This window comes from Mycolicibacter senuensis, assembly GCF_003284925.1.
Classification (GTDB): domain Bacteria; phylum Actinomycetota; class Actinomycetes; order Mycobacteriales; family Mycobacteriaceae; genus Mycobacterium; species Mycobacterium algericum_A.
In genome coordinates this window covers 23246-36168 of sequence record NZ_QMEX01000030.1, presented here as the reverse complement: position 1 = coordinate 36168, position 12923 = coordinate 23246, and the positions used below count along the sequence as shown (strand labels likewise).

General features: G+C 66.9%; 9 protein-coding genes and 1 pseudogene. 6 read left to right on the top strand and 4 right to left on the bottom strand.

Going from position 1 to position 12923, the window contains the following annotated elements; all coding sequences use genetic code 11:
* The 6 genes and pseudogenes from DQP56_RS10100 to DQP56_RS10075 form a co-directional block, all read left to right on the top strand.
* Nucleotides 1-193, top strand: a pseudogene (locus DQP56_RS10100) (exodeoxyribonuclease VII large subunit); the annotation flags it as partial.
* Nucleotides 183-425 (top strand): exodeoxyribonuclease VII small subunit, encoded by a 243-nt coding sequence (locus tag DQP56_RS10095; protein WP_112684996.1) that lies wholly within the window; start codon nt 183-185, stop codon nt 423-425. The pseudogene DQP56_RS10100 and the gene DQP56_RS10095, both read left to right, overlap by 11 nt.
* 53 nt (nt 426-478) lie before the next feature.
* Nucleotides 479-1588, top strand: coding sequence for a 3-beta-hydroxysteroid dehydrogenase (locus DQP56_RS10090; protein WP_112684994.1), 1110 nt, complete (start codon nt 479-481; stop codon nt 1586-1588).
* 441 nt (nt 1589-2029) lie between these two features.
* Nucleotides 2030-3328: a cytochrome P450 gene (locus DQP56_RS10085; protein ID WP_112684992.1), complete on the top strand. Its 1299-nt coding sequence runs from the start codon at nt 2030-2032 to the stop codon at nt 3326-3328.
* 6 nt (nt 3329-3334) lie between these two features.
* The gene (locus tag DQP56_RS10080) at nt 3335-4654 is read left to right on the top strand and encodes an acyltransferase (RefSeq protein ID WP_165824964.1); all 1320 of its coding nucleotides are present in this window, start codon (nt 3335-3337) and stop codon (nt 4652-4654) included.
* A 229-nt stretch (nt 4655-4883) separates the two neighbouring features.
* Nucleotides 4884-6212 (top strand): cytochrome P450, encoded by a 1329-nt coding sequence (locus tag DQP56_RS10075; RefSeq protein WP_234825596.1) that lies wholly within the window; start codon nt 4884-4886, stop codon nt 6210-6212.
* 36 nt (nt 6213-6248) lie between these two features.
* On the opposite strand, the gene DQP56_RS10070 is transcribed toward DQP56_RS10075, so the two are convergent.
* The 4 genes from DQP56_RS10070 to DQP56_RS10055 form a co-directional block, all read right to left on the bottom strand.
* Nucleotides 6249-8810: an ABC transporter permease gene (locus DQP56_RS10070; RefSeq protein ID WP_112685008.1), complete on the bottom strand. Its 2562-nt coding sequence runs from the start codon at nt 8808-8810 to the stop codon at nt 6249-6251.
* The gene (locus DQP56_RS10065; RefSeq protein ID WP_234825594.1) at nt 8810-9565 is read right to left on the bottom strand and encodes an ABC transporter ATP-binding protein; all 756 of its coding nucleotides are present in this window, start codon (nt 9563-9565) and stop codon (nt 8810-8812) included. Before DQP56_RS10065 ends, DQP56_RS10070 begins: the two co-directional genes overlap by 1 nt.
* Nucleotides 9566-9577: 12 nt before the next feature.
* Complete coding sequence (locus tag DQP56_RS10060) at nt 9578-10171, bottom strand: hypothetical protein (RefSeq protein WP_133258910.1); 594 nt, start codon at nt 10169-10171, stop codon at nt 9578-9580.
* A gap of 130 nt (nt 10172-10301) precedes the next feature.
* On the bottom strand, nt 10302-12920 hold the full coding sequence (locus tag DQP56_RS10055; RefSeq protein WP_112685004.1) for a LuxR C-terminal-related transcriptional regulator: 2619 nt from the start codon (nt 12918-12920) through the stop codon (nt 10302-10304).
* Between the last annotated feature and the right edge of the window lie 3 nt (nt 12921-12923).

Here is a 12923-nt window from a genome sequence, read left to right as displayed (position 1 = left end):
CTCGGCGCGGCTGGCTACCCTGGGCCCGGCCGCCACCCTGGCCCGCGGCTATGCGGTCGTCCAGACGGTGGAGGGCGACGGGGCGCACGTGCTGCGGTCGGTCCAGGACGCACCCGCCGGAACCGCCCTGCGAATCCGGGTCGCCGACGGAGCGATCGCCGCTACCAGTGAAGGGCACCACGATGGCAACTGAGCAACCCGCGTCCATGAAGCCTGTTAGTGACCTCGGTTATGAGCATTGCCGCGATGAGCTGATCGAGGTGGTGCAGCGACTGGAGCAGGGCGGGCTGGACCTCGACGCTTCGCTGGGCCTCTGGGAAAGAGGCGAACAGCTGGCCAAGCGCTGTGAGGAGCACTTGGCCGGCGCCCGCAAGCGGGTGCAGGACGTGCTGGCCGGCGAGACCGGCGAGGACGAAGGGACATGAGCTGCACGCGGGAAGCCCCGAAGAACTGAAACACGTTCAGCTATGCTCTCCCGATGGGTGATCCATCGCTGACGACCGAGCTCGGCCGGATCCTGGTCACCGGGGGCTCCGGATTCGTCGGGACCAATTTCGTCAAGACGCTGCTTGACCAGGGCTACCAGGTGCGGTCCTTCGACCGGGCACCCTCGCCGCTGCCCGACCACCCCGGCCTGCAGAAGCTCGAAGGCGACATCTGCGACCCGCAGGCCGTCGCACAGGCGGTCGCCGACATCGACACGGTGTTCCACACCGCCGCGATCATCGATCTGCAGGGCGGCGCCAAGGTCACCGACGAGATCCGGCGACGCAGCTTCGCGGTCAACGTCGACGGCACCAAGAACCTGGTGCAGGCCGGGCAGCGAGCCGGGGTGAAACGGTTCGTCTACACCGCGTCCAACAGTGTCGTGATGGGCGGTAAAGCCATCTCCGGCGGCGATGAGAACATGGCCTACACCACCAAGTTCAACGACCTCTACACCGAGACCAAGGTCGTCGCCGAGAAGTTCGTGCTGGGCGAGAACGGCGGTCAGGGCATGCTGACGTGCTCGATCCGCCCATCGGGCATCTGGGGCAACGGCGACCAGACCATGTTCCGCAAGCTGTTCGAAAGCGTCGTGGCAGGCCACGTCAAGGTCTTGATCGGCAGCAAGAAGGCCAAGCTCGACAATTCCTACGTGCACAACCTGATTCACGGATTCGTCCTGGCCGCACAACATCTTGTCCCGGGTGGAACGGCGCCCGGCCAGGCTTACTTCATCAACGACGGCGAACCGATCAACATGTTCGAGTTCGCCCGACCGGTCATGGAGGCGTGCGGCGAGCGCTGGCCCCGGCTCCGGGTTTCCGGCCGGATGGTGCGCGACGTCATGTTCAGCTGGCAGTGGCTGCATTTCCGGTTCGGGTTGCCCGAACCGCTGTTGGAACCCGGCGCGGTGGAACGGCTTTACCTGAACAACTATTTCTCGATCGACAAGGCACGCCGCGACCTCGGCTATCAGCCGCTGTTCACTACCACGCAGGCGATGGCCGACTGCCTGCCGTACTACAAGGAGCTGTTCGAGCGGGTCAAGGCCGAGGCGCATCCGCACCTGGCGACGGTGGTAGCCGAGCCGCATCCGGAATAGCCTTGGGGCCATTGCGCCTTCGTAGCCACCGCATCACAACCGATGCATCGCCCGCGCCACCGCGGCATTCTCGAGAACAGTGCTGATCAGCGGCGGGTCGCGGTGTGGCTCCGGGCGCCGGGGCGCCTTCATGCGGAGGGCCGCCGGAAGCCGGCGCGCCCGTGCAATAGGGCCCCACGAATGTGTCGCAAATGACACAGACATGAGCTGCCTCCTCCCTCGGTGTCGCTTGAGGTGACCTGACACATCCTCACGCGCGCCCACCGCGGCGAACGCAGTGTGGGAATACTGCAATCCGACGGTCTCCGGCCGAGGTGTTACCTAGGACGCGCCTCAGTACCGCCACCCGAGAGGCGCGCATGAAGCAGTAGCGCACTACCGAGACCGCCCCGCAGCGCAGGGACGAGGATTCAGCTTGAACCAGCGCGCGAAAGGAGATCCATGCCGACCAGGTCGAGCCCGCCGCGGGTACGTTCACCCAAGCTCGTGCAGGGGGCCCTGTTCGCCTTCCGTCGCCGCTCCGCGATGCGGCACTGGATCGGGCGATATGGACACGTCTTCGAGCTGAACATCCCGTTCTTCGGTCGATCGGTCGTGGTCTCCGACCCGGCCCTGGTGCGTTCGGTGTGCGGCGCCGACGCCGGCCAACTGGCCAATGTGCAGCCAAATCTGAGCAATTTGTTCGGACCGGGATCGATCTTCGCGCTCGACGGCACCGGTCATGGCGACCGACGCCGCCTACTGGCACCGGCATTTCACGGGTCGAGCCTGAGAGCTTATGAGACGGTGGTCGAATCCGAGACGCTGCGCGAAAGCGCGACGTGGCCCGAGGACACCGAGTTCCGGATTCTCGAGCCGATGAAAAGGATCACCTTGAACGTGATTCTGCGGACACTGTTCGGGGTCGACAACGCCGAACTGGCGGAACTGCGCGAGCTGATCCCGCCCTACATGACGCTCGGACAGCTGCTGGCGTTCGCGCCGGCGCCGCCGCCCCCGGTCCGGCATTACAGCCCGTGGGGCAAGCTCGACGAACTGCGCACGCCGTTGGATCGAATCATCGGTGCGCTGGTCGACCGTGCGGCGGCCGATCCCGGCCTCAACGATCGCTCCGATGTCTTGGCAGGGTTGCTGCGCGCCCGGCGGGCCGACGGATCGCAGGTGTCGCGGTGCGACATCGGTGACGAACTGTTGACCCTGATCGTCGCGGGCCACGAAACCACGGCGACGGCGCTGGCCTGGACCTTTGAGCGGTTGCGGCGGCACCCAGCCGTGCTGGCCGAGTTGGTCAGCGAAGTCGACTCGGACGGCAGCGAGTTTCGGCGGGCCACGATCGCGGAGTCGCTGCGTGCGCGCACCGTCCTCGACGTGACCGGCCGCCGGGTCACTGCAACGCATTTCGACCTCGGTGGATGGCGGATACCCCACGGACGCACGGTGTTGGTGCGTATTGCCGACCTGCATGAGAATCCGCAGCTCTTCCCACACCCCGAACACTTCGATCCGTATCGGTTCGACCGCAGCAGACCGGCGCCACCGGCATGGCTGGCGTTCGGCGGCGGAACTCGGCGGTGCCCCGGCGCCGACTTCGCGGTCACCGAGATGGATATCGTGCTGCGCACGGTGTTGCGGCACTTCAGCATCCACACGGACGCCTCCCCCGGCGAGAAGTCGCACTTCCGCGGCGTGGCCCATACCCCGAAACTCGGCGGCCGCGTCGCCGTGACCAGGCGAACGTAGCCGATCGTGTCAACTCAGCTGATCAAACCGGCGCACGCCGAACCACTCGAAATCCGCTGCAATGTAGGCGATGCCATTGTCGCCAACCTGGCGATGCACATCGTCTTCTTCGTTGAGCATCACCTCGACGCAACGGCTCTCGCCCGCGCGTTCGAGCAGGCCCTGACGAAGCTACCGATCTTCGCCGGTCGGATGACAATGCCCAACGGTGGGGCGCGAATCCGGTGCACCGGGCAGGGTGTGCCCTTCACCTCCGTGTCGTCGGCGCGCACGCTGGACGACGCGATCCGTTCGGCGTCGACCGACACCGGCGACTGGCTGGTGAACCCGGTGAACGCCGTTGCGGCCCGCTGGGGGCTGGGCCCGCTGTGCAAGGTCAAGGTCACCCGGCTGGCCGACGATGCGACCGCACTCGGCATCTCCTGGCACCACATGATCGGCGATATGCAGACGTTGATGCTCTTCATGAACGCCTGGGCTGACGCCGCTGCCGGCCGGCCGCTCGCCGAGCCGTTGATCGTCGAAGACCGTGCTGCCTACCTCGACGAGCATCTGCCCGCCGACGGCGCCTCCGAGCCCGGGGTTCGCTGTCTCGGGCTCGCCGAGCTCGCGCGCAGCGCGCTGTATCTGGCCAAGGATGCGCGTAAGCAGCGGACGGTGAGTTACTACTTCGGTGACGACGAACTGTCTCGTATGCGAGGCTGGTACGGAAAGCAGCTGCGCCTGTCGTCGAACGACGTCGTGTGCGCGCATGTCTGCGAAGCGCTGATGGCCGCCGATCCAGCCGTGGATCGTCGCACGCTGGCGATCGTGGTGAACGCCCGGAACCGCTGTGGCCTTGATCCGATGCTGGTCGGCAACATCGTCACGACACTGAACCTAGACCTGGCACGCGGCGAAACCGCCGGGTCGATCGCCGCACGCATCCGCCGGAGCGTGGACCATTTCGCCGGCGAGCACTGCGACATGCGCGCCAACCAACGGTTCCTCGACACGGGCGGTCCGTGGCGGGCAGCTCGTTGTGTATCAAGCGCCTTCGATCCGGCCCGGTGGAACCCGGTGATCACAAACCTGAGCGGCTTCGGCGTCTACCGATTGCGATTCCAAGATGCCGGCGTGTCCTACTGCACGCTGCTGATGAAGCTGCCCGTGGCGGGAGGCGGGGCACTGATGCAAGGGGCGCATGGCCGCGGACTGGTATTTCAGATGGCGTTGCCTCCCAAGGACTACCAAGCCATGTCGAGCCCCGCCATCCGGGAACACATTTACCGGTTTCGGCATGCCGACGACGCTATTCCTCGCGTGCATCAAATGATTCGGAGTTGATTACCGCTCCGGTCCGGTGCCCACGAACGTTTCGCGGCCGTAGTGCTGAGCCCAGACCACTGGAAATGCCGTAGCGCACTACTGAGTTCCCCCGGCTTGACGCACGCGACGATATCGGTCATGAATGGACGGAGGCGCTGCGGTGGATAGCGCAACACACATCGATCGAGTCAGCCTCGCCGGTTCGGTCGCTGCACCGAAACCGGCCACCCGGCTGAGCACCTGGACGATGACCCGCGAGGCCATCACTGTTGGATTCGACGTCCGTAACGGCTTTCTGGAGCGCACGCGGGGCAGCGATTTCACCCGCTTCCGTTGCGCCGGGCGACGTTTCGTGTCTATCGGCCATCCCGAATATGTGGATCACGTGCTGCACCAGGCTCGCCTCAAATACGTCAAGTCAAACGAATACGAGCCCATCCGAACCTGCGCGGGCGTCAACTTGGTCACCGACGAGGGTGATTCCTGGGCCGCTCACCGCCGGGCGCTGAACCCGACCTTTGCGCGACGCCACCTTGACGGCCTGGTCGATTTGATGATCGACCCGATCACAGCGGTCACCGAGGCACTGCGAACCGACATCCCGTTCGACATGCACCGCACGATGGTGGAGATGACCCTGCGGGTGGTCGCCAATTCCCTGTTCAGCCAGGACTTCGGGCCGCTGCTCGATACCGTGCACGACCTGGCGACCCGGGGGGTGGAGCACGCAGAGCGGCTGGAGCGACTAGGACTGTGGGGCCTCATGCCGCGCCGCGTCTACAACACACTGAACTGGCTGGCGTTCTCGGGCATCCGGCTGCCGCCACCGTTGAACGACATGCAGGACATCACCCTGTCGCTCGACCGTGCCATCAATTCGGTGGTCGACCAGCGACTGGATCACCCGACCGACTCCGCTGACCTACTCAACGTCTTGCTGCACGCCGACGGCGGGATCTGGCCACGCCGACGAATTCGGGACGAGACCATGGCATTCATACTCGCCGGCCACGAAACAACTGCCAATGCCATGTCCGGGTTCTGGTATCTGATGGCGCTGCATCCCGCGGCCCGAGACCGCATGCTCGACGAGATCGACGCCGTGCTGGGCACGCGCCGCCCGGTCGCCGACGATCTCAGTAGGCTGCCGTGGACCACAGCATCCATCCAGGAAGCGCAGCGCTACTTCCCCGCGGTGTGGGGGATCATCGGGCGGCGCGCCATCGAGGATGACGTCATCGGAGGGCACCGAATTCGACGCGGCACCACAATTTTCATCCAGGTCAACCACATTCACCATGACCCGCGCTGGTGGCCGGACCCGGAGACCTTCGATCCCAGCAGATTCTTGCAAGACCCCAAGAATCGCCCCCGCTCTGCCTACCTGCCGTTCGGCGGCGGGCGACGTATCTGCATCGGACAAAGTTTTGCACTGATGGAGATGGTGCTGATTGCGGCAATCATGTTTCGGCATTTCACGTTTGATCTTGCGCCCGGCACACCAGCTGAGCTTGACGCGATGAAGAGCGCGCGGCCGAAGAACGGCGTGGAGCTGATCGCGCGCCGGCGCTCCTGAAATCACGACCTCGTGCCGGCCGGCACTGCGCACAGCTCAATTGCTTCGCAGCACCTCGACGGTCTCCAGGCGCCGCGAACGTATCACCGGATACAGCGCGGCGGCCAAGACCAGCAGGAACACTGCTGCCACCCCGGTGCGCAGCGGCGATGGCAGCACCCCCCATTCGAACGTGATGCCGTAGTACACCGATGAACCCAGCGACCACAGATAGGTCAGGCCCACCCCGCCCAGCATGGCGAGGCCGGCGACCAGCACGCCGAGCAGCACGGCGTTGGCGACGATCACCGCCTGCTCCTGCCCGGGGGTCACGCCGACGGCCCGCAATGCGGCACGTTCGCGCTTGCGTTGCACGAGTCCCAGTACGAACACATTCAGCAGGCTCAAACCGGCGGCTGCCATCACCACAAAACCGGCGAACGTGAGCGGCTCCAGGAAACGGCTGACTCCGTCGGTGGCCACCGCACGCCACTGCTTGTTGTCGTAGACCCACAATCCGGCGCGCAGGTCCAGGAATGCGTCTCGGTGTGCGGCTGCGTCCGCCGCGGACGGGTAGCCCACCGCGACCTGATCGCGTACGGCAGCCCAGTCCGAGCGCGCCAACGACTCCGACACCACGACGATGTCGCCCACTGCGGCGTCGTTGATCATCTTCGGACCGAAGACTCCGGCCACCCGATAGCGTTTCGGCCCAGCTACGGTGGGCAACTGCACGGTGCCCCCGGCGGCGACGCCGATTCGGGCGGCGGCAATCGCGCTCAGGCCGATCTCACCGTCTCGCAACCCCGCCCAGAACCTGTCACGACCCCCGGCCGGCTCAAACAACGCCTGGCTGTACCAGCCCCCCGGTTCGACGCCGAAGACAAGACGCGACGACGTTCCCGACGAGATCGTGGCTCGCCAGCGTGACGCCACGCTGTGACCGGCGGCGGCGCCGGTCACCAAACCGAACGCGGCGTCGGTGATCGCGCCGTCCCGCTGATCCAGCACCGACTGGGCGCTGATCAACAAGGCGGTGGGCAGTCGGTCTGCCTTCTGCGCGGCAACCTGTTCGGTGCCGAGCAGTTGCATGGTCTGTGAACCGATGGCGAAGCTGGCGGCCTCCGTCAGCAGCGCGGCGGAGAAGGCGAACAGCATTGCGTAACGCTGAAAGTCAGCACCCAGCAGCCGGCCGGCGGCAGGACGTGCGATCGTCAGCAACCCGATCAGGGGCCGGGCGCCGCGCGGGGCGAGCCACACCGTCACCAAGACCACCCCGCACAGCCCGACGGTCATGGCGTCGATGCCCACCTTCAATGGGAGCGACCCGCGCGCGAATATCTTCGAGACCACGACGGCGCCCGCCAGCGCTGCCACGCCGACCATCAGCGGCCAAAGCGGGATCGTCCGGACGCGCTGCACGCCGCCGGCACTGGCCATCGAGGCCAGCGGCCCGTCGCGCCGCAACCTGGCGGCCGGCCCGAGCATCGCAAGAATCCCGCAGACGATGCCCGCCGCCACTCCGATCGCGACCAGGTTCGCACTGAAGTGCGCTGCGATGGCGCCGCCGGACCCGGCCAGCATGGACTGCCCGAAGCGGTCGATCAGATACGTCCCCAACAGGAAACCGCTCGGCACCCCCAACAGTCCGCCGAGAGCACCCACCACCGCGCCTTCGCCGAGCATCCCGCCGAACAGCCCGACCGGCGGGGCCCCGATCGCGCCGATGGTCCCCATCACCGCTCGCCGGTCCTCGACGGCCAACAAGATGGTGTTCACGGCGATGAGGACGCCGACGAGGATGCCGGCCAACGCGACCAGATTGAGCCCCTGCATGCTGTTCTCGAAGACCGCCGGCAGCTGCGGGCGCGGCGGCCCCGCTGTGGCGACGCCTGCGATGACGCGGTCCACGTCGGCGGTGACCGGCGAACCGGGCTTGGGCACGACGAATGCGGCGGAAAGATAGCCGGGAGAGCCGAGCATGCTCGCTGCGATATCCGCGTTCGGGGTCAACAGCACATAGCCGTCGTTGATGCCGGCGACGCGGTCGAACTCCGCAAATGTCCAGCCCAGGTGCGCCGAACCCGGGGGCAGTCCCGGGATGCGCAGCTCGTCACCGAGCTGCAGGCCGTGCCGCGCGGCGATGGCCGCCGGAACCTGCAGCGGCACCCCGGGACCCGCCGCGGGCTTGACATCGCGGGCACGCCGCTCGCAATCGAACCGCCCGACCAGCAGTTCGATCTGGCACGACCCGCCCAGCAGAAAGAAGCCGCGAGTGCCGCGGCCCGCCGGGATGTCGACGGGCGTCAGGCCCGCCACGACCGGGATCACCGCCAACGCGCCGGCCACCTCGGCACGCAGCCGATCGACCGTCCGAATCGGCAGTCGGCCGCTGACGTTCGGACTGACCTGCAGCACCCCGTCGGCGGCCCGGGTGAGTGACGGGCCGAACGAGTCGAACGGGCGGACCACCTCGGTCTTGAGGATCAGCGTCCCGAGCACCACCGTCACGCCGAGCCCGACGCCGATCACGCTGAGCAGCGTCCTGCGCCAATCGGCGATCAAGGCCGCCAGGTGGATTCGCCGGAACGACGCCCAGCCGGCGCGCAGCCGCCGCATCACCGCTCCCGCGCGCCCACCGCGCACGCACGCCCATCGACCAGGTGCAGTTCGCGGGACCCGTAGCGGGCGGCAACCGGGTCGTGCGTCACCATGACGACCGCCGTGCCGTCTTCGACCGATAGCCCCCGCAGCAACTCCAAGACCTCGCTCGACGCCTGGCGGTCGAGATTGCCGGTCGGCTCGTCGGCCAACACCAGGGCCGGGCGGGCCACCAGTGCGCGCGCCAGCGCCACCCGCTGCAGTTGCCCGCCCGACAGTTCGGCCGGCCGGTGGCAGGCTCTGTTACCCAGCCCGACTCGTCGCAACAGCTCCTCGGCGCAGGCATCCGCAGACCGAGCCGGTGTTCCGTCGAGAACCAGTGGCAATGAGACATTTTCGACGGCGGTCAATGTCGGCACCAGATTGAAGAACTGGAACACGAAACCGAGGTGGCGGCGCCGGAATACGGCGCGCTCGCGGGCGCTCATCGCCCAGACGTCCTGTCCGGCCACGGCCACCGCGCCCGAATCCGGCGCATCCAGCACGCCCGCGATGTGCAGCAGAGTCGATTTGCCGACCCCCGATGGCCCGGTCACCACGACGAATTCGGCTGGGCTCACGCTGAAGTCGAAGTCGACAAGCACGGGTACCTGTTCGTCTCCGCTGCGGTAGGTCTTGGCGACGCCGGCCAGCCGCAGCACCGGCAGCGGAAAATCACCACGGTGCAGCTGTTGGCCGTCGCGACAGGCGACCGTCGCCCGCTGGTCTACCACGGCCGGATACCGCTATATCCCGAGATCCGGGAACAGGTCACTCAGCAGGCCGCCGACGTCGACCATCTCCGGACCGATCGATACATCGGGCACGAACAGGTCTCCGGCATCCAGATTCGACGCCCAACCGCCCAGCAGCGCTTCCACGTCCCCCGGGTCGATCGGAGTTGCCATCGCATCCTCGGGATACGGATCGAAACCGAAAACGCTCGCAAGCCACTCATAGGTGTCCACCAAGAATCCGGACACCGGCGCCCAGACAAGGGCTCCGAAGGCAACGACGGCGACCACCACGGCGCCGACGATGGCTCCCAACGTCGAGTTGACGATCTGATCCCAGAGGTCACCGATCGGATCGAATTCGGCTATGCCCACGGTCGCAGCCAATAAGCCGTCGAGATCCGGCATCTCGGCGGCCGACTGCACCGGATCCAGCACATCGAGCAGCGAACCGAGCGAACTCGTCAGATCGGCGACGCTGTCCGCGGCTACCAGCTGCACGCCATGTTGCGCGATGTCGGGGCGCGACACCGGCGGCATCGCTATCAGACACGCGCCGGCCATAGCGACCGCGATGGAGACGCGTGGAAGTCGTGTCGTGTCCATGACCCTCTCCGCCCTGGCAGAAAGCTGACGCACCGCCTCTGCTTTTGTTGTCCACCGGATCATGTCGCGCAGTGCGGGGGCGGCAAGTCAGTAGCGCACCACTGCAATCTCGATCGCAGCCGCGGCGACGCTACTTAGTGCGATCGTGATGTCGCCGCAGGGCGGCGATCTCATCGCGGCTGACGGCGCCCGTTTTCAACATGGCCCGGTAAATGTGGCTTTCGACGGTGCGGACCGACAGCGTCAGTCGCTCGGCAATGGCACGGTTGGACAATCCCTCACCGAGCAGCATCACGATCTCGCGCTCGCGGCCGGTCAACGGCAGCGGCTCGGTGGCTTGGCGAAGTGCCGGAGTATCGACGCCTCCGCATTGTTCGGCCAGGGCCTCAGCGCGTGCCATACAGGTCAACGCGGTGCCCCGCAAGTCTTGCCGGCGATAGGCAAGCGCGGCCCGAGCGCTGGCATCCACCGCGGCGACGAGGTCGCCGATGTCCTCGAAATCTTGCGACACCGCACTCAGCCCCGCTCCGTCGCCGGCGCGCAGCGCTGTCGCGAAGCGGGCGGCGATGCCGGCGCGTGGCCCGTCGACAAGTGTCTCGAGCTCACCCAGTCGCGGTGCGGTGGTTTCGTCGCCCAGCTGTATAGCGGACTGCAGGCAGATCACTTCAGCCGCGAATTGTCCGTTGGCCCCGGCTCGTTGCGCTGCAGCCAAGACGACGGTGATCGCCTCGCTCACGGCACCCTGGGCAGCGGCAACCCACGAGCGCGCCAAGCTCCGCTCGTAGTCGAGCGACCGAAACGGGCGTCGCGCGTTGTCCAGTGCCGCAAGCGCGGCGGCGGCCTCTCCGACCAAACCCCGCAGCGCCAGCGCGGCGATGCGAGGAACGAGGTAGCGGTATCCCCAGCCGGTGACGTGGCCACTTTCTGAAAAACCCACCGCAGCCTGTTCCAGTAGCAGGCATGCGGTGTCGAGTCGGCCGGCCGCGAGCGCCGCGCGGCCCGCGACCGCCGCTCCGAGCAACTGCGCCGCGCCCGGCAGGTCGGCGGCCTGCTGACGCACCCGTTCCGCCAGCTCACTTGCTTCGCTGATCCGTCCGCCCAGCACCAGGGCGCTAACGTGGGCATCCGCGATGTTGAACATCATCTGCGGCGCGTCCAATGAGTGTGCCGCAACGGTGTACCCGGCTTCCGCGGCGGCCACCGCCTCCGCCAGAGCCCCCGAATCCGCGGCAACAGCGGTGGCCACCCAGGCGATCTCGGCACCGACGACCGGCGGCAGATCGACCACATCGAGGTTCTCGACCGCCCGCCGCGCTGAATCCAGCTGATCTGTCGCGAACCAGTACACCGCCAGAAAGGCATCGACATAGGCGCGGGCCTGCGGCGCCACGGTGCGCGAGGCCTGCTCGATGAGCTGTCTCGCGCCGACGGGATCACCAATCGCCCAGAGCATATTGCTGGCCCGCAAGAATGCCAGCCTGGCCCGGTCACCGTCACTCAAGTCGTCGATGTGGACCTCGGCGAGCACCGCGTCGGCCTCCTCACCCCGGCCCAGCCACGACAGTGCATGGGCCCGAACGAAACTCGGCTCCGGACCCGCTCCGGCACGGATGGCCGCCTGCGCCAGTCGGTCCGCCAGAACCAGATCCGCCAGCCAAACCGCCCCGCGTGCGGCTCTGGCGAACAGATCGGCGTCGGGTGCAAGGTCCGACGCGAGGCTCAGGGTGGCGCGGCGCACCACCACTTGGATGTCGTCTCCGTCCTGCGCGGTGGCGAGTTCTGCGGCGACCAGCCCACGCAACCGCCGTAGCCGGGTGGACGCGACCCGGCCACGACGGACCTCGCCGTAGAGCGGATGCGCCAGCCGCACCGTTGCACCCTCCTCGACGGGCTCGAGGGTGATCAGACCGCGGATATCGGCCTCTTCGACCGCGGCAGGATCGGTGATACGCGTCAGGGTCGCCAGGTCGATCGGTTCGCCGACGGCCAGCACGTCGATCACATCGCCGACCGGCCCGGGCAACGACCCGATACGGGATTCGATAAGCCCGATGAGACCGGGCGGGATGATCGGATCCCCGATCCAGCGCCAGTACCCGTGTTGTCGCACGATTCGGCCGTCGGAGACCTCGTGTTCGACGATGTTGCGAAGATACAAGACATTGCCGCGGGTGAGCTCCCACAGCCGTTGCGCCGCACCGGAATCTATCGGGCCGCCCAGCGTCTCAGACAGCAGATCGGTGGTCTCGCCGAGTGACAGCGGCTGCAGGTCGAGCCGTTCAAACCGGCCGGCCGACCAGATCTCGTGCACGGCAGCGGGAATCGCTTCGCCGTCGCGAACGGTGAGAATCACCTTCGCCAGTTCCCGTTGCACGATCTGATGCACCACGAACGCCGACAGGTCGTCGATCAGATGCACATCGTCGATGCCCACCACCGCGACGCCCGAAGAGTCGGCCGTCAGAGATTCGATCACGGCCCTTGCCAACGGAACCGTGTCGGTGACATCCGACGGCACCCATGCGGCGAACGCGCCCAGCGGGACGCCACGCGCCGCGGATGTGCAGATCGCCCATCGCACTTCGCAGCCCTGGGATGCCGCCACCGACAACAGGTCACGCGAGATCCGGCTCTTGCCCACCCCCGCCGCACCGCACACAATGGCCCCGGATACATCCGAAGCCGAGAGGGTCTCCCGGAGAGTTTGGATCTCCTCCGAGCGGCCGGTCAGCGGCCACGAGAAGCGCAAACC